This is a genomic window from Pantoea sp. At-9b (assembly GCF_000175935.2).
Lineage (GTDB): Bacteria > Pseudomonadota > Gammaproteobacteria > Enterobacterales > Enterobacteriaceae > Pantoea.
The window spans coordinates 2,602,742-2,628,531 of the sequence record NC_014837.1 but is presented as its reverse complement, the minus strand read 5'-3'; the positions used below and the strand labels follow the sequence as shown (position 1 = coordinate 2,628,531).

The window sequence follows — 25,790 nt, the reverse complement described above, 5'->3', positions numbered from 1 at the left end:
AGCTAGCGAGTTAAACCAGAATAAACCAGTAACACACTATTTCTGCGTGCCTTTAAAACATTATCACTGCTAAACAGAGTCGTTTAACTAAAACGAGGATGAGGAAATACCGAAAACGCGCGTGGCGCTGGGAAAGTGCTGTTAACAGCGCTATAACAGGATCAGGATCGCATTTTTTCGGATGTGATTATGCAGGAGGGGTGTAAAGAAAGTGTCATCACCGGGCCGCTATGATGTTTGCAGGAGTCGCACGCTCGTCATTGACGGCAGTGCTATATAACAGCAATAACAGGAGAAGCACGATGTCGCTAACTGGCTGGCAAAACCGTTTCGAGAACTGGTTGCAGCAGAACTGGCTGCACGATGATAAAGCCCATGATATCGCCCACCTGCGCCGGGTCTGGATGAGCGCGTCACGCATTATGCAGGACAGTGATGCCGATGCGCTGGTGGTGCTGACCGCGTGCTACTTCCATGATGTCGTCAACTTACCGAAAAATCACCCGGAACGCCATCTGGCTTCAACTTACGCTGCTGAAGAGACGCGGCGTATTCTGCAACAGGATTTCCCGGACTTCCCGGCGGAATTAGTCGATGCGGTGGCACACGCGGTCCAGGCACACAGCTTTAGCGCTGCGATTGCGCCACAAACCCTTGAAGCCAAAATTGTGCAGGATGCCGACCGGCTGGAGTCGTTGGGGGCCATCGGCCTGGCGCGAGTGTTTTACACTGCGGGTGCACTGGGGCGTCCATTGTTCGACAGCGACGATCCCCTGGGTAAAGATCGCGAGCTGAATGATGTGCACTGGACGTTGGATCACTTCCAGAAGAAGTTATTACGTCTGCCCGAAACGATGCAAACCGAGGCCGGGCGTCAGCTGGCAGAACACAACGCCGACTTCCTGGTGCGCTACATGGCCAAGTTGTGTGCCGAGCTGCAGGGTAACCTGACTTCCATTGATGAATCGGTGTTGAGGGACTTCAGCCCTATACACGTCTAATATTAAATTTTTATGACAACCTGTTAAATTTCGGCATCTTCCGCTACGTTGATGAAAATCAATAAGGAGTTACACGATGACCGAGACCGTTAATTTAACCATTAAGATTGATCCTGCGCTGAAAGAACACATCAAACAACTGGCTCTGGATAACCAGATTTCCATGAGTCAGGAAATTGTGAATCGCCTGCAAGCGAGCTTTCAGGCTCCTGCGCAGGATGCGATCGACAATCAGGACACTGAAGAAGTGGTAACCGAACAACTGAGTGCTGCCGAACTGAAACAGATTCGTGCGCTGCTGAAGAAGCAGGGCAAGAAGAAGAAATAAGTAAAAACCCGTCAGCTGACGGGTTTTTTTTATCAGGCAACCTCTAACCGAAACTGTTGCGCCCGCTGCGCCAGTCGGTCGGATAGCTCACGTAACTGCCCGGCAGCCAACACCTGCTGGGCATTCTGCGTTTCGTTTTGCTGTAACTGCTCGCTCATGGCCACCACTTCCTGGGCAATGGTGCTGACGCGGTGGCTCTGTGCTGCGGTATTGGTCTGCAAATCATCCAGTTGTTGCACCACACCGGATACCGCTGCGCTGATCTGCGCGAACAGCGTCTCCAGCGTTTTCACCTTCGTGAAGCCATCGCTGACGTGCTGGCGTGTGTGCTGAATCAAACCATCTATCTGTCGCGTTGATTGGCCGCTCTGTTGCGACAGTAAACCAATCTCTTTCGCCACCACGGAGAAGCTGCGGCCATACACCCCGGCATGCGCTGACTCAATGGCCGCATTCAGTGCCAGAAGACGGGTTTGCAGCGACAGATTATCCAGCATGTCGACAATCCCGGCGATATCGCCCGAGGCGCTAACAATCTGCTGCATCTGATGTTCCATATTATCAACTTCCCTGGCGCAGTTACGCATCAGGGTGTCGGCGGATTGTGCCTCTTGTGTGGCTTGTTGGGAAAAACGCGCGCCGTTTTCCACCTCCTCCGACACGCGGTGCAGGCGCTGTGACAAGTGGTGAAAACTGGCGTTCTGTGCCTGATGTTGCTGCATGACCTGTTCATTGTGCTGCTGCATATTCTCAGCACCTGCCGCGACGCTGATGGCTACCGTATTGATATCGCTGACGATTTGTTGCAAACCCCGGCGCATGGTGTCTATCGACTGGAACAACAGGTGGGTTTCCAGCGACTGACGGCGTGGTGGGGCGTGATGAATGACGAGATCGCCGGTGGCGATCTGCTCCAGTTGGGCGTTGGCCTGACGCAGTGGGCGCAGCACGCCACGCATTAACAGGCTGGCGGCCAGAATCAGCAGGGCAATCAGCAGCCCACTGACCCCCAGTGACATGTTGCGACTCTGCTTCAGCGTGTTAAGCGTGCTTTGATTCACATCGCTGAGCTGATGATTAGCCTGTTCAATTTCGTGAAACCATGCATCGTTAAATTGCTGCTGAAAAGCCTGCATGGGCACCATAAAAAATGCATTGATATCATTGGCGGCGAGGCCTTTTAACTGTTCCTGTAACCCGCCAGCCAGCAGGGTAAATCCCTGGGCCAGTGGACTGTCAGCGGCGGCATGATATTGTGCGAACAGTTGTTGCGCCTGGTTGAGTGAATCCTGCGCAGCCGTAGCAAGGCTTTTCCAACTGTCCACCGACCCGCTTTGTTGATCCTGCATCAGGTAGATACCCGCGCCATGGCTGTTATCACTGGCGGTCAACAGTTCAATCCGCGCTTTATCCAGCAGGGCCAATCTTTCCCGTAGTTGGTTGGCCTGTTGCAGCGACATTTGGGTCTGGTTAACGTGGCTGTTGAGTAACCACACGCCCGCCGATTGCAATACGCAAAACAGCGCAATAAACAGCAGAAACTGGCTGCGCAGGCTGGTGAGCCATAAAGGAATACGCAGTGGAAGCCGTGCGCAAAGCCGCGCTGGCAGAGAGATTACCGAAAGGAGTGACATCTAACGCCCCCAAAAAATAAAAAGCAGTATTGGCAGGGCGTGTGACAGTTTGGTGACAGCGGAACGACATCGAGGTAAAACAGCAGAAATGTCGTCCCTAAAGGAAATCCCGGACCTGAATCACTTGTTGTTACGGACGTATTGTTCGATCAATGGCAACAACAGTTGCGCGACAGCAGCAAATACCGGCACCACCACGGAATTGCCAAACTGTTTATAGGCTTGCGTATCGGAGACCGGAATGCGGAACTGCGTTTCACCCGGTGCTTCAAACCCCATCAGGCGCGCGCATTCACGTGGGGTTAAACGGCGTGGGCGACGCGCCATATTGTCCGGCTGCTGGAAGTCCTGTTCACCTAATGCGCTGTCCCAACCGCGGTCGATAAGAATTTCCGAACCGTCTTTGTAGTAGCGTGCCGACAGCGTTCGCACACACACCGAGGGATTGCGTGGGTCGTTGAGACCAAAGCCAAAGCCGTTACCTTTAGCTTTGTGTTTTTTGGCGTATTGGTAGAGGTAGTTCCACAGCACGGGCGACAACGTGTATTTGGCATCGGGTTGCGGTTCCAGCAAGCTCTTGAGAGTGGGCACTTTTTTCGGATAGAGCTGCGCCAGGGCGCGCAGGGTAAACCCCTCACTCAGGCGGGTATCGCGGCGGATGCCCACCAGTACAATACGTTCACGGTGTTGCGGCAGAAAATGGCGTGCATCGATGATTTTCGCATCGGCCAGCGCGCCGTTATCTGCATCGGCTACGTCATAACCCAGCTCATCCAGCGTCGCCATAATGATGGCAAAGGTTCGTCCTTTATCATGGCTTTTCAGGTTTTTCACGTTCTCCAGCACAAAGAACGGCGGCTTTTTCGCGGCCAGAATGCGCGCCACATCGAAAAACAGAGTACCTTGTGCCTCGCACTCGAAACCGTGCGCCCGGCCCATGGCATTCTTTTTACTCACGCCAGCCAGGGAGAAGGGCTGGCACGGAAATCCCGCCAGCAACACCTGATGGTCGGGGATGGTGCGATCAATATGTTGATAAATGGCCTGCTCATCATGCAGACCGGCCGGTTGCGTTACCTGCCGAATATCGCTGTTGAAGCGATGCTGCTGCGGATCGCAATAGTGGTTGGCCTTGTAGGTCCGCACCGCTTCTTTATTCCATTCACTGGTGAATACGCACTGACCACCAATCTGCTCAAAGCCACGGCGAATGCCACCAATCCCGGCAAACAGATCGACAAACTGGAAACGTGGAGCGTCGTAGTGCGCCGGGCGAGAGGGCAATAATGCTTGCAAACTGGCGACTTCCGCGCTGCTTAATGCGGGTGCTGCACTCTTTCCCTGACGAATGCGGTTGAGACGCGGCACACTCCAGTCGCGACCTCCGGCGGTGCTCAGCGTGTTGACCAAATCGCGTGCGGCATAAATCGTCAGCACTTGCTGCAACAACATGGTGGCATCATCGGTGGCGGAAACAGTCAGTGGGGAGGGTGAGGCAGTCGCGGCGGTCTCTTCGGCGTGCATGCGTTTTTCCTTAACAGTGAAGCGGCTATGCTACCACTCATCTCGCCATGAAGAAATTGGCCCGGCGTATCGGTGGTGAATGCGGCTTTCGCTTTTGCCCCAAACCGCTAAAGTTGAAGGAGCCACAAGAAAAAGGAAAGGTTATGGCCGACGTCCACTCCCGCGATGTACGCAGCAAGAATATGCGTGCGATTCGTACTCAGGACACTGCGATTGAACAACGTATCGCCTTGATATTAAAAGACCGTGGCTTTGGCTATCGGGTGCAGGATAAAGCGTTAGCCGGACGGCCTGATTTTGTGGTTCCTGACCAGCAGGCGATCATTTTTGTCCACGGCTGCTTCTGGCATCGCCATCACTGCTATCTGTTCAACATGCCCGCCACCCGTACCGAATTCTGGGCCGGTAAAATTAACAGTAATGTCGAACGCGACCGACGCTACATTCAGCAGTTGCAGGAGAGCGGCTGGAAGGTGCTGATCGTCTGGGAATGTGCGTTGCGCGGCAAGCTGCGCCTGGAAGATGAGGCACTGATTGAACGCCTGGAGGAGTGGTTGCTGGCGGCCAGCCACAGCGGTGAAATCGATCATGCAGGTTTGCATCATTATCGCGGCGTATAAGGCATATTGTTGCTTTTACTCGCTATAACGGTTTAGATCTCTCCTTTCTCTGGGACGCGGAACATAGCCATGAGCAGCATAAAACTGACGGTCAAACGCCTGTACCAACTTCGTGACGAACGGATGGTCAACACCCGTGCTACCGCCCGTATCTATCTGGGCGATACGTTGATCGCCACCGAAGAGATTACGGGGATGACAGAAAGTCCGGTGAGCAAATATTTGCATACCGGGGATGTGGCGGGGCAGCCGTTGCGCGTCGAGTGGGATTGTGAGGGCATCGCCGATATGTCAGTGACGGCGATTGAGCGTTGCCCCTGTTGTCAGGATCACGAACCGTAATAAGGAAAACATTTTGGCAGGAACCAGCTTACTGACGCTTCTGGATGATATTGCCACTTTGCTTGATGACATCTCCGTGATGGGCAAAGTGGCGGCAAAAAAAACCGCCGGGGTATTGGGTGACGATCTGTCATTGAATGCGCAGCAGGTCACTGGCGTGAAAGCCAATCGCGAACTGCCGGTGGTGTGGGCCGTGGCGAAAGGCTCCTTTATTAATAAATTGATCCTCGTGCCGCTGGCACTGTTGATCTCAGCGTTTGCCCCGTGGCTGATTACGCCGCTGCTGATGCTTGGCGGTGCCTATCTCTGCTTTGAAGGGGTGGAGAAGGTGCTGCACAGCCTGAACCATGACAAAGCCGAGCAAAGCCCGGAAGCGCGTCAGCAACGCCTTGAGCAACTGGCGCAACAGGATCCGCAGAAATTTGAGAAGGATAAAGTGAAAGGTGCGGTGCGCACCGATTTTATCCTGTCAGCTGAAATCGTGGCGATTACGCTGGGCATTGTCTCGGCAGCACCGTTGTTGAATCAGGTGATTGTGCTGGCGGGGATCGCCATTCTGGTGACGGTCGGCGTCTATGGCATCGTTGCCGGCATCGTGAAAATTGATGATCTCGGCTACTGGCTGCGGGAGAAATCCTCCACCCTGGCGCAAGCCGTGGGGGGGGGGTTATTGGCGGCGGCACCGGTACTGATGAAAATCCTGTCGGTGGTGGGCACCGTGGCGATGTTCCTGGTGGGCGGTGGCATTGTGATTCACGGCATTACCCCGTTACATCATGCGATTGCGGAGTACAGCGGCGGCTTTAATCCGCTGGTCTCAGCGCTGTTAAGCAACGGTGCCAACCTGGTGCTGGGCTTTTTGATTGGGTCGATCGTGCTGTTGGTCGTGAATCTGATTGCCAAAGTACGTGGATAAAGACTATAAAGCGCTGGAAATTTCTAATCACGGGTCAGGAGAACGATGATGAACGACGATATGTTTGAATTTGATATCGATGCACAGCTGGAACAGGCGGAAGCAAAAGCGGCGGAGAAAGCACGTGAAGTCCCGACCGATCTGAGCGACGAAGCTGACTGCGAAGGTTGTAAAATCTGATTTTCCCACCCGGGAAAGCATTTCAAAGCGGATAATAATTTTTATCCGCTTTTTTTATTTTCCGCATATTTAACTGCTTATTCCTAAATTGCAGTAGTAATCACAATCTCTTATAGGCAAAAACCCCCCGCACCTGCTATACCTGATGAGGTTCATTCAACGGTGAGAAGGGAGGGCGCGTATGACCTTTGCGATCAGTGACGAAGTTCAGCACAAACAGGGCGGACCCACTATGGTGGTGACCGGCTATGCCAGCGGAATGGTAGAGTGTCGTTGGTATGATGGCTACAGCGTGCGCCGTGAGGCGTTCCATAGTGACGAACTCTGTCACTTATCTGCCGCGCCTCAGCTGGCCAGCTAACTGCCTCCGGGACGGTTTTTACCGTCCCGTGTCATTCACCAAACTATCTGATTTTCCTTTGATCCCCGCCTGTACGATTTTTCCCCGGCTGACTACACTGTTTTCATTCGCCTTTTTCCGGAGCATGGTTGCTGATGGCACAATCGCCACTTCCCCGGCAGTCGGGCAATCCCTTTTTACCTGTTCATCTGTGTTTTCTTGCGGTTTTCCTTTTCTCAGCTTTCCTGACGGTGCATGAAGCGCTGGAGCTAAAAACCAGCTATGAGGATCGTCAGCGTGCGCAGCTGGCAGAGATTCAGAAGAACCTCGACAGCCAGTTTCAGGAGAGCGTGGATGAGCTGGTCTACTACCAGAAAATGCTCAGCTATGCGCTGATGCATCCGCTGGATTCGGATAACGCACGTGAAGCGGTGCAACGCTTCCAGACGCTGCGCCAGCGGCCATTGTGGCAGTTGCAGCTGAATAGCCCGCGCAGTATGCCGCTGAACGGTGTCGGGGATGCCTGGTTGGCGCGAGACCCGCTGTTAAAGCGCGATTCAGCGCTGATTGACCAGGAGATTCGTGCCGCGCTGGAGTTCAGTTTTATTATGCAATTCAGCGATCCCGACCATGATTTTCATTCCCGCTTCTGGTACATCTCGCGTGCCGGTTTTTACATCAGTTCGCGGCCGCCACAAAGCCCGCAAGAGCTGGAGCAGAGCTATGCCACCATGGTGCAGCGTGCTTATTTTCGCGCCCTCGACCCACAACAAAATATCAGCCCGCAACTGCGCTGGACCAGTGGCTATCAGGGGTTGTTTGATGAGGGGCTGATGCTGACCCTCAGCGCACCGATTATCAGTAATGGTTATTGGTATGGCGTGCTGTCGATGGATTTCCCGCAGGCGCGCATTCGTAATTTACTGGCGGAGACGCGGCATACGCTGTTGCAGGGCAACCTGGTGTTCCTCGATCGTAAGATGAATGAAGTCACCCGCCTGCATGCACCGGATGAAATCCCGCTGAACGCAGAACACCGGCAGGAACTGCTAAACCGTATGCAGCATGAGCGTAGCGGCATCCTCCGACTGGGGACGCAGTTTGCCAGTTGGAGCAAGCTGACCAATGTCGACGGCTATATTATCAATGTGCAAACCCTGAAGCAGGGCATGAAGCAGGAGCTGGGTCGGGTCACCCTGTTCCTGCTCAGCATGTGGTTGCTGTTTATCCTGATGTTGGCGGTGGCACATCAGGTGATCTTCCGCCTGGTGCGGCGCCAGGATGAACTCTCCGAGCGACTGACCTGGCGGGCCAATTATGATGGTTTGACGCGTTTGCTCAATCGCAGCGCTTTCTTCGAACAGTTTGTGGCGCAGGCAGCCCATTGTCAGCAGTTGCAGCGGCCGTTGTCGGTTATTCAGCTGGATGTCGATCATTTTAAGAAGGTCAATGACACCTGGGGGCACCATGCGGGCGATCAGGCCCTGATCCGCGTGGCAAGTGTTATCAGCCATACGCTGCGTAAATACGATGTGGCGGGGCGTATTGGTGGGGAGGAGTTCTGTATCGTGCTGCCGGAAACGACACTGGCGGAAGCCAGTGCAGTTGCCGAGCGCATCCGTGCGCGGCTGGCGGCAAAAACCATTCTGGTGAATGCCAGCACCACCTTTAACATCACCTTATCTGCCGGGGTTACCAGCAGTGAAGAGCAGGGCGATTACGACGCAGAGAGCTTGCAGGCCAAAGCCGATAGTCGACTCTATCTGGCGAAAACCAACGGGCGTAATCGCGTGTGCAGCGCGGATTAAACCTTGCCGTCGTTATCTTCTTCTACCGCCTGGTAAATCCGTTGCAGGATATCCGGAAAGGCGGATTGTACCCGGCTCCAGCTCGGGATAAAGGGTTTATCGTTCGGGCGCTCAATAAACGCCTGACCGGCGTCGAGGATCGCCTGGGTGAACATCTCCACCGCCGCCTCTTCGATGTGTTGATCGAACTTCAAGCCATTCATGGTGGCTTCGTGGTTGTAGATCTCCATCATATCCAGCGCGTTGCGATAATAGGTGGCTTTCAGCACCCGGAAGGAATCACTGGTGAGCGGCACCCCCATGGTCGCCAGCTTACGCAGCAACGATTGCACGATGTCGTTACTCATACGTTTGAGACCGCCGGTGCCATCCTCTTCCGCCAGCGGCTGATGCTTATGGTCATAGTTATCGGCAATCTCCACCTGGCAGCTTTGCCGCGTGGTGTAGTTGCGATAAATCTCCGATAGCACGCCAATTTCCAGCCCCCAGTCGCCGGGAATTTTAATATTGTTCAGCACGTGGGTTCGCATGGCAAACTCCCCGGACAACGGGTAGCGGAAGCTGGCGAGATAGTCGAGATACTCCGAGTGGCCGTAGACTTTTTGCAGTGAACGCAACAGCGGTCCCACCAGCAACCGCCCAACACGACCATTCAGTTTGCCGCCTGCCACACGGGCATAAAACCCTTTGCAGAATTCATACTGAAAAGCCGGATTCGCCAGCGGGTAGAGTAACCGTGCCAGCATGCTACGTTCATAGGTGACGATATCGCAATCATGCAGCGCGACGCAGCTGGTACGGTCGGAAGCCAGCGTATAGCCGGTGCAGAACCAGACGTTACGGCCTTTACCTGGCTGGCTGGGAGAGAGCCCTTCTTTATCCAGTTCCGCATCCAGCGCTTTCAGCCGTGGCCCGTCATTCCACAAAATACGATGGCGCTGCGGCAGGCGGGCAAAGAACTCGCGCGCAAACAAGAACTGGTCACGGTCTGCGCGGTCGAGGCCAATGACAATCTCATCAAGATAGGGCACTTTTGCCAGTTCGTTGACAATGTTATCCAGCGCCGGGCCTTCCAGTTCGGAAAACAGCGACGGTAAAATCAGCCCCATTTTGCGTTTGCGTGCAAAACGCACCATCTCTTTTTCCAGCGATTCAACGCTTCGGTGGGTGAGATTATGAAAGTTGGTAATCACGCCATTCTGGTAAAAATCACTCATCACCTCATCCTTCTGATTAGCTGTGCGGCCCGTTAATCGGGTTGGGCAAGAAAATAATCCAAACCTTCGCGCCAGCCTTCGGGGCCAACGTGCGCGGTGTGGTAGACGTTGTTATCATCATCACGTGTCAGGATGACCGGCGTTTTACTGAAGCCTTTAATGACCACGGCATAATCGACCAGCTCCAACATTGGCACATCATTGGGGCCATCGCCTAAGCCGATGGTAGTGCGCGTTATACCGTCGCGTTGGGCGAGATGTTGTTGCAGCATTTGCAGTGCTTGGCCTTTCCCGCATCCCTCGGGCATCACATGCCAGAAACGTCCCCCCTGAGTTAACGCCAGCCCCTGTTGATGCAGGGCGGCACGGAATTCATCCAGCCGCGTGGCATCATCGCGCCACAATATCACCTCAGAAGCATCGCGCTGCCGACTCTGGCTGGCCTCTGTCAGGGTCAGGCCAGTGAACTTTGCTACCTCGACGTCGCTGAAATCATGAAAGCCGGTGAAGCGAAAATCTGGCTGTAAGTTCTGCAACTGTTGGCACAGGGTCAAATAAGCTTGTCCGGGTCCTTCCCTGCGCATGGGTTCAGCTTCGAGCACTACGCGCGCGCCATTTTCGGCAATGAAAGGCGCACCCGCGATGCCAAGTTTTTTCTGTAGCGGGATAATTTCGGCGGCGGTCTTGCTGGAACAGATCACCAGCGGGATCTGATGTTGTTTCAGCCGCGCCAGCCATGCGCTGGCGGCATCCCAGCGATAATCATGATGGTCCAGCAGCGAACCATCGAGGTCGGTGACTATCAATAACGGTTGGTCAAGGCTGACCATCATCACACTCCTTACGCCCTGGGGCATCCGTAAAGCGAGGAATTATCAATATAATAGCGTAATCGCGATCACACTTTTTCGCACGATGAAGGGAAATGAACCCAGGAAAACTCCTAAAACACGCTCACAGCAGGATTGTACATGGGTGAAAGATGCGCAGAAAAAAGACAGCATACACGCGGTGTTTTCGGTAACAAGCACGGCGGTCAATGCATGATGAGTTGCACCTCTGGAAAGTGCTGGCACTTGTCTTATTCAGACTGAGGCGTAATCTGGCTGCTGTGTTAGAGATTTTCCTGGTGTAACGAATTTAGCGCTTTATCTTTACCCGGCGATCCCGCCGGGTATTTTTTTGCCGAATTTCAATGGTGCACCTCGATGCAGGAACAATCGTGAATATCCATTTCAAAGGCGCGTGTCAGATCGACAGGTGCATCATGCGAACCATCCGCGTGTTGCATATGTTCTTTGATTTTGCCTGATGTTTTTTCCTGAATGGCACCGAGCAGAGTGTCGATGTTGTTATCCAGGTTATCGCTATCGTCGTTTACCGTTACCATCATTGTGCCTCCTGAACGGAGAAGGGGGACTTAGACAGTATAGACGCCTGCGGGGGAATGGGGTGTCACCTGAATAACAGGCAAAAAAAAGCCCGCGCTGCGCGGGCAAAAATCCTTGTTACTTTTAGGTTGACTGCGCCTTTGGGGTTGGTGCAGTGCTAAAAATTCTACGCGTTGGCCGCGTCAAAAGTCTCGCCATTAAACGTTAAGAAAGCGAAAATCCCTTAGCGGACGTATCGTTAGGCGAGGGCGGCCAAACACGCAAGGCTGATCGCGATCACACGGTTGCCCATTTCTTCCGTTACACTGTGTCTCAGGACTATTTCTGGAGAGTGTTCAATGAAGGTCAATGACCGCGTGACGGTAAAGACAGACGGCGGTCCACGTCGTTCAGGCACCATTCTGGCGGTGGAGCCATTTAACGAAGGTATTATGTATCTGGTCGCACTGGAGGATTATCCGCTGGGCATCTGGTTCTTTAATGAGAACGATCATGCGGAAGGGGTGTTTGTCGAACCCTATGTCCCCTCACCCTAACCCTCTCCCGCCAGCGGGAGAGGGGACTGATACGAGCACAGGTGCACTGCCTCCCTCTCCCGCTAGCGGGAGAGGGCCGGGGTGAGGGCATGCTGACTAGAACGTTTCCCAATTATCATTGCTGACGGTGGCCACACGCGGTGTCAGCGTCTGCAAGGCCGGCTGCATAGCCGGTGGTGTCACCCGTAATCCCGGATTGTCATTCAAACGAAACGCGGCCACGGCTTGCGTCAATCTACCCGCCTGGTCTTCCAGCGATGCTGCCGCTGAAGAAGCCTCTTCTACCAGCGAAGCGTTCTGCTGAGTCACATTATCCATCTCAGTGACGGCCAGACTCACCTGCTGAATCCCCCGGCTTTGCTCATCCGAAGCTGCAGCAATTTCGGACATGATGTCCGTGACGCGCCGCACCGCCTCAACAATTTCACTCATGGTGTTACCGGCGGCACCCACCTGATGCGAACCATTGCTGATCAGATCGACCGATTCCGCAATCAGCGACTCGATCTCTTTCGCCGCCTGGGCACTGCGCTGTGCCAGACTGCGTACCTCACTGGCAACGACGGCGAAGCCACGACCCTGTTCACCGGCACGGGCGGCTTCTACCGCCGCGTTCAGCGCCAGAATATTGGTCTGGAAAGCGATGCTGTTGATGACATTGGTGATTTCAGCAATCTTTTTCGAACTGCCAGAAATATTGTTCATGGTTTTCACCACGCCTGCGACTATCTCACCGCCGTTGCGTGCTTTGCCGGAGGCATCGGCGGCCAGCTGGCTGGCATGATGAGCGTTTTCGGCATTCTGCTTAACGGTGGCGGTCAGCTGCTCCATACTGGCTGCGGTTTGCTCCAGCGCAGACGCTTGCTGTTCGGTACGAGAGGAGAGGTCGGTGTTCCCGGCTGAAATCTCACTCGAACCCTGGTAAATAGCCACGGCACCTTCACGTACTACCCCAACGGTGCGCACCAGCGATGCCTGCATCAGTTGCAGGTTATGCAACAAGCTACCGATTTCACTGCGGCCCCACGCTTGTTCCGGTGCGGTTAAATCGCCCTGGGCGATACGTTCAATGCGCGCAACGGACTGGCGCAACGGATTAATCACTACGCGACGCAGGAACAGGAAGGTCAGCAATACCAACACCAGCGCCGCTGCAAACGCGACAGCCATGGCGATAAAGCCGATACGTGACTGATGTGCGGCTTCCGCATTGATGGCATCAGCGCGATTGGTGCGGATAGTGATCGCCTTGAGTAACACCGCGTTATAGGCATCATCCAGTTTGCGGGTGACATCGGTTTCTTGCGCGATAATCCCTTCAAAACTGCCTTGTTTGGCAGAATCAATCATCGGCTTCAGACCCTTATCAATATACGCGTTGAAGCGTTCCGTCAGCGGCGCGTCCAGCGCCAGGTCTTCTGCGGTTTTGGTCTTGCGATCCATATAGAGTTTGAACCCGGCACGGGCCTGTTCAATGCGTTGTTCAGTGCGCGCCAGGTCGGCACGGTAACTGTCCATTTCACCGATACGTGCAGCGGCACCGGACTGAATAACATTCAGGCGCGCGGTGCGCAGGTGGTTTGAGCTGTTGGAGATCCCCATACGAATCTGGATTTCATCCGTGGCGTCTTTCAGTGAGTTATTGCTTTGAATCAGAAAGTAGCTGGCGAGTCCAATGCACAGGGCAAAAAGCAGCAAAATGCCACCAAAGATCATGCTGAAAAGAGGCATCAGGCGCAGGTTCTGCCAGATGCTGAGCTTATTTTGCTCATCAATCGATGCTGTTTTCATATCCTTGCTCTCATATAGGTTGGTGTTCTGAAGCTAACATCGGCAAGGAAGGGGAAAGGCTTAGCCAGCAGAGTGGGATCTACATCTCAAATTGGATAAAAACAAAAAAGGGCCAATCTGCTGATTAGCCCTTATTTTTGCCGAGGGAAATTATCGCACGTTGACATAGATCCCAGAGGTAACATTATCGGTCAGACGCACAACATGGTAAATAACCTGTTTATTGTGGGTCTTGATTTTGCGTTTAATATTACCTTTATGTGACGAAACTGTTTTCGCCTTAATTTGCATCTTGTCTGAAATCTGAATGGTGTCATGTCCTGACATCCACATTTTTAGCATATTCGATTCGGTCTGGCTTAATGTCAGAGGATGAATGTCAAGTCCAGCCGAAATTCGCGGCGCTGCATTGAGTTTCTTTTGCAGATAGGTGCCGAGTAGGGAATCCAGGGTCGATGTTTTAATCGATTTTGACGTAATAATCAGGTTCTTACGAACGTAGAGATATTCCTCAAAATGGATGTTCGAGATCGCCATGAAGATGAAAAATAAGGTGTCAGGGTGCTGCATGATAATGCCGCGAATACGATCGCTGGAATCGGATTCATGAATGAAACACTCTTCGTTAATAAATACGACTCCGGGTTTAAGCTGCTCGCATCGTTGTTGCAATTGTTCGATGTCAGACACGGAAGTAATATTTTTCTTTTTAACTCCTTTTGCGGACATATAGTCCGATAATCCCAGGCGTGTGTAGTTGCATGAATCCATAATAATCGTTGGCATGTTAGCGACCCTCACCAATTTGTTATCCGTTTAAATCAACGATGAATTACGCGTTTGCGGTACGAGAGAGATTTCCAAAGACACTTTTTTATTCTGCTCAGCAGTCTGGCGGAGTAAACCCGTGCGCCATCATGACTCTTCCCTGATCCGTTCTGCGAAGTTTGTTGTGTTACTTCAACGTCACTCTTGTCCCCGCGATAGTGGGAATCGCCGGGAATTTGCTTTAAGTACTTAAATCGCTCATTTTTGCGAGCCATGTCACTATCGCGCATGTCACAGACAAATCTGATAGGACAAATCTTAAAAACATTTGAAATACGAAAGTGTGACGTATCAGCGAGTGTTGACAATGCCGTAAAAAAGGTTTTCTTACAAGAAAAATCGCTGTTAAATTTTTTTTGTTGAAAAACAATATTTTGGGCATTTTCTCAACGAATCCACACGCTTAGGCACTGTAGGATTCGTCTGACTAAAATACTTGAAGCGCGGTTTAATAAGAATAATTTTCACCAGAAATGCGCATTTATCAGAATTTCCTCAGTTGATTTCTGAGAAATATGGTTCGAAAAATGCACAAATAGATTTTGAATGCTTAACTATCACTTAAGAACGGCTACAGAATCGTTAATCATCCCGCGTGGGACAGTTCTGACATGAACTGAGCGAGCAAATCAAAGACTTCGCTGAAGAGATGTTCACAGAAAGGTGCAAGGAGCGGCATCATCAGACCGAGACTCAAGATCCCCACAGTTAAGGTGATCGGGAAGCCAACAACGAAAACTGATAACTGTGGTGTAACACGGTTTAACAAACCCAGGGCCATATTGAGCGTGAGGAGTAGAACGATTAATGGCAGGGCTAACATCATGCCGTTAAGGAAAATTAATCCCGCGGCTTTGACCAGTGCCATAAACGCGTTGGCATTTAGCGGGTGATCGCTGATCGGCATGGTGTGAAAACTGTCGACCAGCATGGATATCAGCCACAGATGGCCGTTGAAGGTCAGGAACAGCAGCATCGCCAGCATATCAAGAATTCGGGCCAGCACCGGCATATTCAGACGACTACCTGGATCAAAGAAGGTGGCGAACGATAACCCCATCTGCAAGCCAATCACTTCGCCCGCCATACGCACTGCGCCAAAGGCAAACTGCATGGTCAGACCCAGACCAACACCAATCAGAATTTGTTGCAGCAGCAGCCAGAAGCCGGCTGCTGTGAACAGGGTGGTTTCTACCGGTGGCAGCAGCGGCATCAAAATCCAGGTGGTGAGGACTGCCAGACCAATCTTGACGCGATTCGGGATGCTTTTTTCGCTCAACACCGGAGCACTGGCAAACAACGCCAGCAAACGTACCATCGGCCAGAAAAATTGACTGACCCAATGGACCAATTGGCTGCTGTCGAGGTTAATCATTAACCGATGATGTAAGGCAGGTTGCTAAACAGGGTGCGCATGTAATCCAGGATCAGATTGAGCATCCACGGACCGGCGATCACTGCCGTGGCCGCCACCGCAAGAATCTTGGGAATAAACGACAGGGTTTGTTCGTTGACCTGCGTCGCCGCCTGCAACAGGCTGATGATCAGGCCGCTAACCAGCGCCACCAACAACATTGGCGCGGCCAACAGCAGCGCAACACGCATTGCGTCCTGCCCCATTACCATTACCGATTCGGGTGTCATGTTGCACTCCTCAGGAATAGAAACTTTGCGCCAGCGAACCCACCAGCAATTGCCAGCCATCCACCAGGACAAACAGCATTAGCTTGAAGGGCAGCGAAATGGTTGCGGGGGGGACCATCATCATCCCCAGCGCCATCAACACGCTGGCAACCACCAGATCGATGATCAGGAACGGAATAAACACGGTAAAACCAATCTGGAAGGCCGTTTTCAGCTCGCTGGTGACATAAGCAGGCAGCAGGATGCGCATCGGCACCGCTTCCGGCCCCTCAATGGGCGGCGTATTCGCCAGACGGGCAAACAGTGCCAAATCGGCTTCACGCGTCTGACGCAGCATAAACTCACGCAGCGGTTGTGCGCCTTTATCAATGGCGACATCCATGCTGATCTTGTCCTGACTGAACGGCAGATAGGCGTCGGAATAAATCTTGTCGAACGTCGGTGCCATGATGAAGAAGGTGAGAAATAACGCCAGACCGACCAGCACCTGGTTTGGCGGTGCGGAGGGCGTGCCAAGCGCGTTGCGCAACAAACCGAACACAATAATGATGCGGGTGAAACTGGTCATCATCAGCAGCACGGCCGGAATAAAGGTCAGTGAGGTGATAAAAACCAGCGTCTGCACCGGCAGCGACCAACTCTGGCCACCATTTGCCAGCGGATGGCTTACCAGGCCTGGCAGTTGCGCATGCGCAACCGGTGCCAGCAGTAACAGCGGCAGAAGGGGAAGCAAGCGACGCATCATTGGGGTTTTCCGGGACGTTTAACCAGAGTCTGTAATAGCTGACGAAAATCCTGCGGTGCAGGTTGCGCAACACGGTCTTCCGGAGCCAGCGGTGGCAGGCTGTGCAGGTGGGTAATCTGCTGTGCGGTGACACCGAGCACCAGACGGGCATCATGGGTATCGACAATCACCACACGTTCGCGTTGGCCGACCTGGACGCTGGCACTGACTTTCAGCGCCTGGCCGCTTACCGCTTTCGGCGCAAAACCGAGACGGCGGGCCAGCCAGCCACAGGCGAGGATCAGTAATACAATCACCGCCAGCACGCTGCTGACCTGACCAATCACCGAACCGGCTGACACCACCGGTTGGCTGTGGCTGGCAGGTTGTACCGTTTGCGCGTTCTTCAACATACTTAGCGGCTCAGACGACGCATACGTTCAGACGGGGTGATGATATCGGTGATACGCACGCCATATTTATCGTTCACCACCACCACTTCACCTTGGGCAATCAGGTAACCGTTGATCAGAATATCCAGCGGTTCACCGGCCAGACCATCAAGGGCCACCACGGAACCCTGCGTCAGACGCAGCAGCTCTTTGATGGTCATTTTGGTACGACCCAGTTCCACGGTCAGTTTGACCGGGATATCCATGATCAGGTCGATGTCCTGCAATGATCCGCTGGCACCGCTACCGTCGAGCGACTTGAATACGGCTTCGCTTTGCTCCGGCGCGCTGGTTGCCGCCTGCTCATTCATTGCTGCAGCCCACAGATCGTCCGCGGAGATGTCGTCATCGGACGGTTTCTTGCTGTCACTCATTGGGCTGTTCCTCATTCAGCGAATTCAAAATCGGGTTAATCAGGTGCTCGACACGCAGCGCATACTGGCCGTTTAACGTGCCGTACTGGCTGGTGAGCACGGGTACGCCATCTACGTGTGCGATGATGCGATCCGGCTTCTCAATGGGCAGGACGTCACCAGGTTTCAGTTGCAAAATTCGTGACAGACGCAGCGATACATCCGCGAAGTGGGCAATCAGCTCCAGCTCCGAGTGCTGCACCTGTTTCACCAGGTTGTCGCGCCAGTGGTTATCTTCCTGACGTGAGTTCTCCAGTGGGGGATTGACCAGCAGCTCGCGCAGCGGCTCAATCATCGAAAACGGAATACAGATATTAAATTCACCCACCAGGTTACCAATCTCAACCTGGAACGGGGTGTTGACCACGATATCGTTCGGTGAGGTGGTGATGTTGGTGAACTTCACCTGCATCTCAGAACGGACATACTCCACATCCAGCGGGTAAATCGCTTTCCAGGCGTCGCTGTAGCCTTCCAGCGCCAGCTTCAGCATGCGGCGAATGACGCGCTGCTCGGTATGGGTAAATTCGCGGCCTTCCACTTTGGTAGGGAAGCGACCATCGCCACCGAACAGGTTATCCACGGCGATAAATACCAGACTCGGCGAGAACACCACCAGCGCAGTGCCGCGCAGCGGTTTCAGGTGGATCAAGTTCAGGTTAGTTGGCACCGGCAGGTTGCGGGCAAACTCATGGTACGGCTGAATCTTGATCGCACCGACGCTAATATCCGGGCTGCGGCGCAACAGGTTAAACAGCGCCATACGAAAGTGACGGGCAAAACGCTCATTGATGATCTCCAGCGCCTGCAAACGTTCACGAACAACGCGTCGCTGGGTATTGGGATCATAGGGGCGAATATCACCATCGCCCCCGGTGGAACTCTTCTCTACTTCCGCGCTGTCACTGTCGCCATTGAGCAGCGCGTCAATCTCAGCCTGGGAGAGAATGCTATCGCCCATTAAATCACCTCAAAATGAAGGCGGTAAACAGCACGTCACTGACCACCTGCGGAGGTTGACCTTTTACCAGCGGCGGTGCCAGCACCTGTTTGATCTGATCAACCAGGGCCTGCTTGCCTTGCTCGGTCGCCAGCGCAGCAGCGCTTTGACGCGAGAGCAGCAACAGCAGGCGGCTGCGCACTTCCGGCAGGTAGTCATTCAGCCGACGTCGGGTGTCCTCATCGGGCAGACGCAGCGTGAAGCCCACGTACAGCACACGGTCAGGATCGTTGTCAGGATTGACCAGGTTAACCGTAAAAGTATCCATTGCAAAAAATACGGGGGCAGGGGGTGGCTCTACTTTCGCCACTTCCGGTTTATCGCCCTCGTGTTTATTCATCATTCGCCAGACTGCATAGCCTGCCACGCTGCAAGCGGCCAGCGTCACAATCAGTAACACCGGAATTAATATTGAACGTTTGCGGCCTTTAGCTTTCGCGTTATCAGACATGTTTGCAGTTACTTCCTGTGAATTATGGGCAAGCCTTTCGGCTCGCCTGGACAGATTATCCCGCGTCTTAAGTCAAACAATGGGAAGAAAAGACGCGGGTTTTACGCTTACCTTCAGCGTTAGCCGCTGTCAGGCAAAGATATCGACAGCGCCGTTGCCGGTCGCGCGCGCCTGGAGGGCTGCCGGGACGGCAATAGGCGTTATCTCGTTTTCACTGTCCTGGGAGAGGGTAAAGCTGCCGTGCTGGCCATCACGGCGACCTTCCTGCTGACCCTGATAATTCTGGCCTTGTGCGGAAGCGTCGCTGCTGACATTACTCTGTCCCAGGTTTATACCGCTCTCCGCCAGCGCCGTTTTCAGCTGTGGGAGAGCCGCTTCCAGCGCGGCCCTCACATGGCTGTGGCTGGAAACCATATTCAACTGTGCCTGATCCTTATCCAGGGTCAGGCTGATCTGAATTGCACCCAGGTCCTCCGGGTGCAGACGCAACTCCGCGTTCTGCTGGCCGTTGCGACTGAACATCACAATCTGCTGACTCAATGCCTGTTGCCATTCCGACGTGCCAAGTTGCGCATTGAGCATCGGTGTCGACGGCGTGGTGCTGGTCGACGCGGTGCTACTGGTCAGTGTGCTGCTACTGCTCAGCGGTGCACTGGTCACCGGTGTGGTCGTGTCAGTACTGCTCAGATCACGTTTATCATCCGGTTTACTTAGCGTACTCAGCACCTGCTGAAAACTCTCATCCAGCGTCAGGGCGGTGCTGTTGGTCGCACTGGTACTGGTCGTGCTGCTGGCCTGCGTTGTCGTGGTCTGCGCGCTTAACGCATCGGCGATATCGCTGGTTTTCTTCGTCACGGCGGTGGTTGCCGTCGGCGTGGTGGCTGCCGTAGTCTCCGGCTGCTCATCCTTTGCCTGACGCGTCAACGCGCTCAGTAACGTATTGTTCAGACTGGCACGACTGTCGCTGGTGTTCTCACTCAATACGTTCGTCGCTGCCGTCTGTGTGGTACGATCTTCCACTGCGGCCGGTAACATGGCAAACAGGGCCTGAACATTCTGTAAGTCGCTGGCGCTTAACGAACTTGCCTCACTCTTATCCTTATCATCGGCTGATTTCAGCGTGGCTTTAATATTTTCCGGCTGTAAAAGTGCGTTCAGGGTCTCTGGTTTGTCCAGTGCTTCCATCAGCGCACTCAGTGAGACACCTTTGCTGGATTTTTCATCGCTTTCTGCTGATGAATCAGCCGATTGCACGCCGGTGCCTTGTTGCTTTGCCAGCGTCAATAACTGATTGCCCAGTGCGGTCACGAAGTCCTGCGGTAGGTTTTCCACCCCCTGCAGAATGTCCGTTGAGGCTGAAGTATCTGCCTCTCCCGAACTGGCGGTTTGTGTAACGAGTGTTGGCAGCGTAATCATTCGCCTTTCCTCAATGCGGCCCGTTGGGCGTATTCATCCATCCGTTTCTGGTCGAGACGGTTTTCTTGTCGTAATGCGTTTTCAGCGGCGCGGGTAATCAGCGTTTGGTAGGCATTGAGCCGTTTTTGCTTTTCGCGCCAATTATTGAGCGCCTGATCGAGGCGCTGGCTCCATTGCAGCAACTGCTGACGATGCTGCTCAATGGCTTTTTCCAGCGTCTGAATAAATTGGTGATAGTTGGTCCAGCGGGTGCTGGCGATACCGCCAGACATATCCTGATTGAGCTTGTTGCGATACTCATCCTGGTAATCGAGCAGCATATGCAGCTGCTCGTCAGCTTGCTGGTGGCCGCGACGCATATCACCGAGGTGGATGACCGCTTTCTCCAGGTCCTGTTCTGCCAGGTCGCGCAATGTATCGATAGCATTGGCCGTTTTCATTGCAATCCCCCTTCACGCAGCGTTAACCGAACATCGCCTGTAAATGCAGACAGGCATCGTCGTAGTCGCTGCGTTCGAAAATCCCCTGTTGCAGGAAGGCTTCCATCTGTGGATAGAGCTTAATGGCCCGATCCAGCATCGGATCGCTACCTGCGGCGTAAGCGCCCACGCTGACCAGATCGCGGTTGCGCTGGAAGCTGGAGAGCAGTTGTTTAAACTGACGCACGCGGGCGTAATGGTTTTCATCAATCAGCGCCGTCATGGCACGGCTGATCGAGGCTTCAATATCAATCGCCGGATAATGACCGGCTTCCGCCAGACGGCGCGACAACACGATATGACCGTCGAGAATCGCACGTGCGGAGTCGGCGATCGGGTCTTGCTGGTCGTCACCTTCGGTCAGCACGGTATAAAACGCGGTAATTGAACCGCCGCCGTGCGTACCGTTACCGGCGCGTTCTACCAGGGCAGGCAGTTTGGCAAAGACGGAGGGTGGATAGCCTTTGGTGGCAGGGGGTTCCCCGATCGCCAAGGCGATCTCGCGCTGGGCCATGGCGTAGCGGGTGAGGGAGTCCATAATCAGCAGCACGTGCTGACCGCGATCGCGAAAATCTTCCGCGATGCGCGTGGCATAGGCCGCGCCCTGCATCCGTAGCAGCGGCGAGACATCAGCCGGGGCCGCAATCACCACCGAGCGGGCACGCCCTTCGGCACCCAGAATGTTTTCAATAAACTCTTTCACTTCACGGCCACGTTCGCCAATCAGGCCAACCACGATCACATCGGCTTTGGTATAACGCGCCATCATGCCGAGCAGCACGCTTTTACCGACGCCAGAACCGGCGAACAAACCCATACGCTGGCCGCGACCAACGGTGAGCAGGGCGTTAATGGCGCGCACGCCGGTATCCAGCACATCCTCAATCGGGGTACGTTGTAAGGGGTTGAATGGCGCGGTGATTAATGGCGCACGATAGCCCGTATCCGGGGAGGGTAAGCCATCCAGCGGTTTGCCGCTGCCATCAAGCACGCGGCCCAGCAGTTGTGGGCCGAGTAACAACTGTTTGCCGCTGTGGGCATTATCGCCAGTGACGCGGGCATAGACGCGCGCACCCGGTAAAATACCGTCCACTTCTTCCAGCGGCATCAGAAACAGTTTCTGGCCGTTAAAGCCAACCACTTCGCTTTCCACTTCGGTGATGGTTGCACCGTCATGGCGTTCAATAATGCAGGTGGCACCGAGCGGCAGTTGCAGGCCGGTGGCCTCCAGCACCAGGCCGGTGGCACGAACCAGACGCCCATAGCGCCGCACGGTCTGCACCTGAGAAATACGGTCTTCGAAGGCGTCCAGCGCCCCGAGCCAGCGATTGAGGCGCGTACTCATCAGAACTCTCCTGGTGCCGCCAGGCGGCACAGTTCCTGCCAGCGCGTTGCCACGCTGGCGTCGAGATCGCCATCCTCGGCGCTGAGTTTACAGCCGCCAGGGTGCAGGCTGCTGTCGGCCAGCAGACGCCAGCCGTGCAGATCCAGCGTTGGGCCGAGGGTTTGCTCAATTCGTTGCAGATCATCCGGGTGAACGCGCAGCTGTGGTTTCCCGCTGAACATCGGCTCCTGTTGAATCAACTGCTGGATCTGGCGCAGCAGGGCGCTGCCATCGACCGTGGTTGCCTGGCCGATAACGGTGCGCGCAGCTTCCAGTGCCAGCTGCATCAGCCGTGCAGCGATCACGCTATCGAGCGACTCCAGGGTGTGCTGGAATTCCGTCACCAACTGCTGCATGCGCGCCTGCAACGGCGCTTGCTGCTGCTGCGCATCAGCCAGACCCTGCTGGAAACCCGCGTCGTAGCCATGTTGCTGAGATTCAGCGTGACCTTTCTGATAGCCTTCGCTGTAGCCCTGCGTCTGCGCCTCTTTGCGCATTTGCTGCTGCAGACGCTCCAGCTGTTGTTGCTGTTCATCTTCGGCACTCAGCACTTCGTCGCTGATCGACTCCAGCGGCAGGATTTCAGGCTCAGGATCGAATGAACGTCCTAAATCATCAGGCTGCCAGCGTTGCCACGGACGGGCAGAAAAGGCATCAGACATAGGTTTCCTCGCCACCACCAATTACCATTTCGCCGGCTTCTGCCAGACGGCGTACCACCAACAGAATGGCTTTCTGTTCGTTTTCTACCGCAGACATACGGACCGGGCCACGGTTGGCGAGATCGTCGCGCAGAATATCTGCCGCACGTGCCGACATGTTCTTGAGGAACTTCTCGCGCAGCGGCTGTTCGGCACCCTTCAGGGCGATCAGCAACTGCTCGGACTCCACTTCCTGCAACAGACGCTGGATGCTGCGGTCGTCCACTTCCACCAGGTTTTCGAACAGGAACATCTCGTCGATGATCTTCTGTGCCAGCTCGCCATCGAAGTCGCGCACGGCTTCGATAACCGCCTCTTCCTGCTGGGTTTTCATCAGGTTGATAATTTCTGCTGCGGTTCTCACGCCGCCCATCTTCGCACGCTTGAGGTTGGTGCCATCCAGCAGGCTGTTGAGCACTTCGGTCAGCTCGGCCAGTGCCGCTGGCTGCACGCCGCCGAAGGTGGCGATACGCAGCATCACGTCGTGACGCAGACGTTCGTCGAACAGCGCCAGAATATCCGCCGCCTGACCACGCTTGAGGTGGACCAGGATGGTGGCGATGATCTGCGGGTGCTCGTCGCGGATAAGGTCCGCCGCCGCCTGCGGCTCCATAAAGTTGAGCGTTTCCATGCCGCTGGTGGTTTCGCGGGTTTCGAGAATATCTTCCAACAGACTGGAAGCTCGCTCTTCGCCCAACGCCTTGACCAACACGGTGCGCAGGTATTCGTTGGAGTTGAGACTGAGCGCGGCAAACTGCTCGGCATTCAGCTCAAACTCACGCAACACCTCAGTCAGCTGCTTGTGTGAGATCTGTTTCATGCTGGCCATGGCCGCACTCAGATGCTGCACTTCACGCTGGTTGAGGTGTTTGAACACCTCAGACGCACGGTCCTCGCCAATGGTCATCATCAGAATGGCGCTTTTTTCAGTACCGGTCAGACTCATAGTTCGTTACTCATCCATTCACGGATCACCAGCGCAACTACGCGTGGATCGTTTTCAGACATATCGCGGATACGCTGGCTCATCACTTCCGCACTCATGCGGTTGGTGGATTTGCGTTCCTGATCCAGTTCATCTTTGCTGAGCTGGACGCTATAGGCTTGTTCTTCTTCCTGAGCAGTAGCGCGGGCAGCAGCAGCTTCAGCGGCAGCCTGTTCCTGCTCACGTTTACGCATAATCTGCGGACGTACCAGCTTGCGGTAGAGGATGAAGGCAACCAACGCCACCAGCAGCCAGCGACCGGCGCTCATCAACTGATCAAAGAACGACTGCTGTTGCCAGAAGGGCAGGTCGCCACCGGCAGGCTCCGTCATATTGAACGGTGAGTTCACCACGTTGATGCTGTCGCCACGGGTCTGGGAGTAACCCATCGCTTCACGCGTCAGATCCTCAATCTGCTTAATCTGCTGATCGTTCAGAGCAACTTCTTTGCCTTTATCATCAGCGCGATAGTTCACCACCACGGCAACTGACAGGCGCTGCACGTCACCGACGTTCAGCTTGGTATGACGAATGGTGCGATCCAACTCGTAGTTAACGGTATCGTCACGACGTGAGTTGCTCGGGCCACTGTTCTGCGTGGTACTGGTATTGGTGCCGTTCGCGGCGTTGTTCTGTCCGTTGGCATTCTGACCATTGGCATTGTTGGCGGGCGGATTGGTCACCGGCGCAGTATTTGCGGGAGCCGGTTGATTCGACAACGCTCCCGGTACGCCACCCGGATACGGGCTACCGTTTTGCTCGCTGGTGCTGGTCTGGCGCGAGCGAATTGCCGAATTATCAGGGCTGCCGTTCGGTTGATACTTCTCATCCGTCTGTTCGCTGCGGTCAAAGTTGAGCTGCGCTGTCACCTGCGCGTGCACATTGCCCTGGCCAACAATCGGATTGAGGATGGCTTCAATACGTTGCTGATAACGACCTTCCACCTCAGCGGTGTATTTCAGCTGGGCATCATTGAGATCGCGACCTTCACTGTCCGAACGGGTCAACAGACGACCAGCCTGATCCACCACCGTCACGTTGCCCGGCGGTAAGCCAGGTACGCTGCTCGAAACCATATGCACTACGGCCTGAATCTGGCCTTCATCCAGTGCGCGTCCCGGTTGCAGGTTGAGGGTGACAGAGGCCGACGGGGCTTTCTGCTCACGCACGAACAGGGTGGGTTTTGGCATCGCCAGGTGGATGCGCGCGCTCTTAACCGGACCGAGTGTTTCAATGGTGCGTGCCAGTTCACCTTCCAGCGCGCGCTGATAGTTGACCTGTTCGCTGAACTGGCTGATGCCAAACTTCTCTTTATCCATCAGCTCAAAACCTACCGATCCACCTTTTGGCAGACCCTGTTGGGCGAGACGCAGGCGCAGTTCATGCACCTTATCGGCTGGCACCATCAGTGCGCCGCCATTCTCGGCAAACTGGTAGGGAATGTTCATCTGGGTCAACTGGGTGACAATTGCGCCGCCATCCTCATCGGAGAGGTTGCTATAAAGGACGCGATAGTCGGGGGCTTTTGCCCAGAGCACCAACGCAATGACCACTGCGATAGCCGCAGCGGCTGCGATTATTAAGGGAATTCGCGGATTGGCGCGCAGGCGAGCGAGAAGGTCACTGAAGCCTTTCTTGGTTGTATCCTGTGTAGCGGCTGCACTCGCATTCATGACCGATTCCTG

29 protein-coding genes are annotated in these 25,790 nt (G+C 54.4%); 9 read left to right on the top strand and 20 right to left on the bottom strand.

Annotated elements, in window-relative coordinates; translation table 11 throughout:
• Positions 1-302: 302 nt before the first annotated feature.
• Entirely contained in the window at positions 303-1,001 is a 699-nt protein-coding gene (locus PAT9B_RS12195) for a phosphohydrolase (protein ID WP_013509574.1), read from the top strand.
• Positions 1,002-1,077: 76 nt separating this feature from the next.
• A complete protein-coding gene (locus PAT9B_RS12190; RefSeq protein WP_013509573.1) occupies positions 1,078-1,329 on the top strand; it encodes a hypothetical protein in 252 nt (83 codons plus the stop codon).
• A gap of 32 nt (positions 1,330-1,361) precedes the next feature.
• Here the strand turns inward: PAT9B_RS12190 and PAT9B_RS12185 are convergent, their stop codons facing one another.
• The gene (locus tag PAT9B_RS12185; protein ID WP_013509572.1) at positions 1,362-2,963 is read right to left on the bottom strand and encodes a methyl-accepting chemotaxis protein; all 1,602 of its coding nucleotides are present in this window, start codon (positions 2,961-2,963) and stop codon (positions 1,362-1,364) included.
• Between the two features lie 120 nt (positions 2,964-3,083).
• A complete protein-coding gene (dcm, locus tag PAT9B_RS12180; protein WP_013509571.1) occupies positions 3,084-4,487 on the bottom strand; it encodes a DNA (cytosine-5-)-methyltransferase in 1,404 nt (467 codons plus the stop codon).
• A 143-nt stretch (positions 4,488-4,630) separates the two neighbouring features.
• On the opposite strand from dcm, the gene PAT9B_RS12175 reads away from it, so the two are divergent.
• The 6 genes from PAT9B_RS12175 to dgcQ all read left to right on the top strand — a co-directional run bounded on the left by PAT9B_RS12175 (position 4,631) and on the right by dgcQ (position 8,693).
• Positions 4,631-5,107, top strand: coding sequence for a very short patch repair endonuclease (locus PAT9B_RS12175; RefSeq protein WP_013509570.1), 477 nt, complete (start codon positions 4,631-4,633; stop codon positions 5,105-5,107).
• Positions 5,108-5,176: 69 nt separating this feature from the next.
• Positions 5,177-5,449, top strand: a complete 273-nt coding sequence (locus PAT9B_RS12170) for a hypothetical protein (RefSeq protein ID WP_013509569.1) — start codon at positions 5,177-5,179, stop codon at positions 5,447-5,449.
• Between the two features lie 13 nt (positions 5,450-5,462).
• The gene (locus PAT9B_RS12165; RefSeq protein WP_013509568.1) at positions 5,463-6,365 is read left to right on the top strand and encodes a DUF808 domain-containing protein; all 903 of its coding nucleotides are present in this window, start codon (positions 5,463-5,465) and stop codon (positions 6,363-6,365) included.
• 45 nt (positions 6,366-6,410) lie between these two features.
• Entirely contained in the window at positions 6,411-6,545 is a 135-nt protein-coding gene (locus PAT9B_RS31355) for a hypothetical protein (protein ID WP_021182849.1), read from the top strand.
• A 181-nt stretch (positions 6,546-6,726) separates the two neighbouring features.
• Positions 6,727-6,906, top strand: a complete 180-nt coding sequence (locus PAT9B_RS12160) for a YodC family protein (RefSeq protein ID WP_013509566.1) — start codon at positions 6,727-6,729, stop codon at positions 6,904-6,906.
• Positions 6,907-7,040: 134 nt separating this feature from the next.
• Positions 7,041-8,693, top strand: a complete 1,653-nt coding sequence (gene dgcQ, locus PAT9B_RS12155) for a cellulose biosynthesis regulator diguanylate cyclase DgcQ (RefSeq protein WP_013509565.1) — start codon at positions 7,041-7,043, stop codon at positions 8,691-8,693.
• Here the strand turns inward: dgcQ and PAT9B_RS12150 are convergent.
• From PAT9B_RS12150 to PAT9B_RS12140, 3 genes are all read right to left on the bottom strand, one after another.
• Positions 8,690-9,910 carry a glycosyl transferase gene (locus PAT9B_RS12150; protein WP_013509564.1) on the bottom strand — a complete coding sequence of 407 codons (1,221 nt, stop codon included), beginning with the start codon at positions 9,908-9,910 and terminating at the stop codon, positions 8,690-8,692. The two genes, dgcQ and PAT9B_RS12150, sit on opposite strands and share 4 nt — an antisense overlap.
• A 32-nt stretch (positions 9,911-9,942) precedes the next feature.
• On the bottom strand, positions 9,943-10,740 hold the full coding sequence (locus PAT9B_RS12145; RefSeq protein ID WP_013509563.1) for a mannosyl-3-phosphoglycerate phosphatase-related protein: 798 nt from the start codon (positions 10,738-10,740) through the stop codon (positions 9,943-9,945).
• 362 nt (positions 10,741-11,102) lie between these two features.
• Complete coding sequence (locus tag PAT9B_RS12140; RefSeq protein ID WP_013509562.1) at positions 11,103-11,303, bottom strand: DUF2525 domain-containing protein; 201 nt, start codon at positions 11,301-11,303, stop codon at positions 11,103-11,105.
• Between the two features lie 336 nt (positions 11,304-11,639).
• Here PAT9B_RS12140 and dsrB point away from each other — a divergent pair, with 336 nt between their 5' ends.
• Positions 11,640-11,837, top strand: coding sequence for a protein DsrB (gene dsrB, locus PAT9B_RS12135; protein WP_013509561.1), 198 nt, complete (start codon positions 11,640-11,642; stop codon positions 11,835-11,837).
• A gap of 96 nt (positions 11,838-11,933) precedes the next feature.
• Here dsrB and PAT9B_RS12130 read toward each other — a convergent pair whose 3' ends face one another.
• The 15 genes from PAT9B_RS12130 to fliF form a co-directional block, all read right to left on the bottom strand.
• The gene (locus tag PAT9B_RS12130) at positions 11,934-13,628 is read right to left on the bottom strand and encodes a methyl-accepting chemotaxis protein (protein ID WP_013509560.1); all 1,695 of its coding nucleotides are present in this window, start codon (positions 13,626-13,628) and stop codon (positions 11,934-11,936) included.
• 150 nt (positions 13,629-13,778) lie between these two features.
• Positions 13,779-14,414 (bottom strand): transcriptional regulator RcsA, encoded by a 636-nt coding sequence (gene rcsA, locus PAT9B_RS12125; protein ID WP_013509559.1) that lies wholly within the window; start codon positions 14,412-14,414, stop codon positions 13,779-13,781.
• Positions 14,415-15,042: 628 nt separating this feature from the next.
• Positions 15,043-15,831 (bottom strand): flagellar biosynthetic protein FliR, encoded by a 789-nt coding sequence (gene fliR, locus PAT9B_RS12120; RefSeq protein ID WP_013509558.1) that lies wholly within the window; start codon positions 15,829-15,831, stop codon positions 15,043-15,045.
• A complete protein-coding gene (gene fliQ / locus PAT9B_RS12115; RefSeq protein ID WP_013509557.1) occupies positions 15,831-16,100 on the bottom strand; it encodes a flagellar biosynthesis protein FliQ in 270 nt (89 codons plus the stop codon). Before fliQ ends, fliR begins: the two co-directional genes overlap by 1 nt.
• A 10-nt stretch (positions 16,101-16,110) precedes the next feature.
• Complete coding sequence (fliP, locus tag PAT9B_RS12110) at positions 16,111-16,842, bottom strand: flagellar type III secretion system pore protein FliP (RefSeq protein ID WP_036625087.1); 732 nt, start codon at positions 16,840-16,842, stop codon at positions 16,111-16,113.
• Positions 16,842-17,237, bottom strand: a complete 396-nt coding sequence (fliO, locus tag PAT9B_RS12105) for a flagellar biosynthetic protein FliO (RefSeq protein ID WP_013509555.1) — start codon at positions 17,235-17,237, stop codon at positions 16,842-16,844. Before fliO ends, fliP begins: the two co-directional genes overlap by 1 nt.
• Before the next feature lie 2 nt (positions 17,238-17,239).
• Complete coding sequence (fliN, locus tag PAT9B_RS12100) at positions 17,240-17,650, bottom strand: flagellar motor switch protein FliN (RefSeq protein ID WP_013509554.1); 411 nt, start codon at positions 17,648-17,650, stop codon at positions 17,240-17,242.
• On the bottom strand, positions 17,643-18,650 hold the full coding sequence (gene fliM / locus PAT9B_RS12095) for a flagellar motor switch protein FliM (RefSeq protein ID WP_013509553.1): 1,008 nt from the start codon (positions 18,648-18,650) through the stop codon (positions 17,643-17,645). The genes fliN and fliM overlap by 8 nt, the downstream gene beginning before the upstream one ends.
• Positions 18,651-18,654: 4 nt before the next feature.
• Entirely contained in the window at positions 18,655-19,140 is a 486-nt protein-coding gene (fliL, locus tag PAT9B_RS12090; protein ID WP_013509552.1) for a flagellar basal body-associated protein FliL, read from the bottom strand.
• A 129-nt stretch (positions 19,141-19,269) separates the two neighbouring features.
• On the bottom strand, positions 19,270-20,556 hold the full coding sequence (locus PAT9B_RS12085; RefSeq protein WP_013509551.1) for a flagellar hook-length control protein FliK: 1,287 nt from the start codon (positions 20,554-20,556) through the stop codon (positions 19,270-19,272).
• On the bottom strand, positions 20,553-20,996 hold the full coding sequence (gene fliJ / locus PAT9B_RS12080) for a flagellar export protein FliJ (RefSeq protein WP_013509550.1): 444 nt from the start codon (positions 20,994-20,996) through the stop codon (positions 20,553-20,555). The genes PAT9B_RS12085 and fliJ overlap by 4 nt, the downstream gene beginning before the upstream one ends.
• Positions 20,997-21,018: 22 nt before the next feature.
• Positions 21,019-22,380, bottom strand: a complete 1,362-nt coding sequence (fliI, locus tag PAT9B_RS12075; RefSeq protein WP_013509549.1) for a flagellar protein export ATPase FliI — start codon at positions 22,378-22,380, stop codon at positions 21,019-21,021.
• A complete protein-coding gene (gene fliH, locus PAT9B_RS12070; RefSeq protein ID WP_013509548.1) occupies positions 22,380-23,081 on the bottom strand; it encodes a flagellar assembly protein FliH in 702 nt (233 codons plus the stop codon). The genes fliI and fliH overlap by 1 nt, the downstream gene beginning before the upstream one ends.
• Complete coding sequence (fliG, locus tag PAT9B_RS12065; RefSeq protein ID WP_013509547.1) at positions 23,074-24,066, bottom strand: flagellar motor switch protein FliG; 993 nt, start codon at positions 24,064-24,066, stop codon at positions 23,074-23,076. Before fliG ends, fliH begins: the two co-directional genes overlap by 8 nt.
• Positions 24,063-25,778 (bottom strand): flagellar basal-body MS-ring/collar protein FliF, encoded by a 1,716-nt coding sequence (gene fliF / locus PAT9B_RS12060; RefSeq protein ID WP_013509546.1) that lies wholly within the window; start codon positions 25,776-25,778, stop codon positions 24,063-24,065. Before fliF ends, fliG begins: the two co-directional genes overlap by 4 nt.
• Between the last annotated feature and the right edge of the window lie 12 nt (positions 25,779-25,790).

Coding starts and splice junctions, on each gene's coding strand:
- PAT9B_RS12195 (WP_013509574.1), top strand. CDS start 303: ATGTCGCTAACTGGCTGGCAAAACCGTTTCGAGAACTGGTTGCAGCAG.
- PAT9B_RS12190 (WP_013509573.1), top strand. CDS start 1,078: ATGACCGAGACCGTTAATTTAACCATTAAGATTGATCCTGCGCTGAAA.
- PAT9B_RS12185 (WP_013509572.1), bottom strand. CDS start 2,963: ATGTCACTCCTTTCGGTAATCTCTCTGCCAGCGCGGCTTTGCGCACGG.
- dcm (WP_013509571.1), bottom strand. CDS start 4,487: ATGCACGCCGAAGAGACCGCCGCGACTGCCTCACCCTCCCCACTGACT.
- PAT9B_RS12175 (WP_013509570.1), top strand. CDS start 4,631: ATGGCCGACGTCCACTCCCGCGATGTACGCAGCAAGAATATGCGTGCG.
- PAT9B_RS12170 (WP_013509569.1), top strand. CDS start 5,177: ATGAGCAGCATAAAACTGACGGTCAAACGCCTGTACCAACTTCGTGAC.
- PAT9B_RS31355 (WP_021182849.1), top strand. CDS start 6,411: ATGATGAACGACGATATGTTTGAATTTGATATCGATGCACAGCTGGAA.
- PAT9B_RS12160 (WP_013509566.1), top strand. CDS start 6,727: ATGACCTTTGCGATCAGTGACGAAGTTCAGCACAAACAGGGCGGACCC.
- dgcQ (WP_013509565.1), top strand. CDS start 7,041: ATGGCACAATCGCCACTTCCCCGGCAGTCGGGCAATCCCTTTTTACCT.
- PAT9B_RS12150 (WP_013509564.1), bottom strand. CDS start 9,910: ATGAGTGATTTTTACCAGAATGGCGTGATTACCAACTTTCATAATCTC.
- PAT9B_RS12145 (WP_013509563.1), bottom strand. CDS start 10,740: ATGGTCAGCCTTGACCAACCGTTATTGATAGTCACCGACCTCGATGGT.
- PAT9B_RS12140 (WP_013509562.1), bottom strand. CDS start 11,303: ATGATGGTAACGGTAAACGACGATAGCGATAACCTGGATAACAACATC.
- dsrB (WP_013509561.1), top strand. CDS start 11,640: ATGAAGGTCAATGACCGCGTGACGGTAAAGACAGACGGCGGTCCACGT.
- PAT9B_RS12130 (WP_013509560.1), bottom strand. CDS start 13,628: ATGAAAACAGCATCGATTGATGAGCAAAATAAGCTCAGCATCTGGCAG.
- rcsA (WP_013509559.1), bottom strand. CDS start 14,414: ATGCCAACGATTATTATGGATTCATGCAACTACACACGCCTGGGATTA.
- fliR (WP_013509558.1), bottom strand. CDS start 15,831: ATGATTAACCTCGACAGCAGCCAATTGGTCCATTGGGTCAGTCAATTT.
- fliQ (WP_013509557.1), bottom strand. CDS start 16,100: ATGACACCCGAATCGGTAATGGTAATGGGGCAGGACGCAATGCGTGTT.
- fliP (WP_036625087.1), bottom strand. CDS start 16,842: ATGCGTCGCTTGCTTCCCCTTCTGCCGCTGTTACTGCTGGCACCGGTT.
- fliO (WP_013509555.1), bottom strand. CDS start 17,237: ATGTTGAAGAACGCGCAAACGGTACAACCTGCCAGCCACAGCCAACCG.
- fliN (WP_013509554.1), bottom strand. CDS start 17,650: ATGAGTGACAGCAAGAAACCGTCCGATGACGACATCTCCGCGGACGAT.
- fliM (WP_013509553.1), bottom strand. CDS start 18,650: ATGGGCGATAGCATTCTCTCCCAGGCTGAGATTGACGCGCTGCTCAAT.
- fliL (WP_013509552.1), bottom strand. CDS start 19,140: ATGTCTGATAACGCGAAAGCTAAAGGCCGCAAACGTTCAATATTAATT.
- PAT9B_RS12085 (WP_013509551.1), bottom strand. CDS start 20,556: ATGATTACGCTGCCAACACTCGTTACACAAACCGCCAGTTCGGGAGAG.
- fliJ (WP_013509550.1), bottom strand. CDS start 20,996: ATGAAAACGGCCAATGCTATCGATACATTGCGCGACCTGGCAGAACAG.
- fliI (WP_013509549.1), bottom strand. CDS start 22,380: ATGAGTACGCGCCTCAATCGCTGGCTCGGGGCGCTGGACGCCTTCGAA.
- fliH (WP_013509548.1), bottom strand. CDS start 23,081: ATGTCTGATGCCTTTTCTGCCCGTCCGTGGCAACGCTGGCAGCCTGAT.
- fliG (WP_013509547.1), bottom strand. CDS start 24,066: ATGAGTCTGACCGGTACTGAAAAAAGCGCCATTCTGATGATGACCATT.
- fliF (WP_013509546.1), bottom strand. CDS start 25,778: ATGAATGCGAGTGCAGCCGCTACACAGGATACAACCAAGAAAGGCTTC.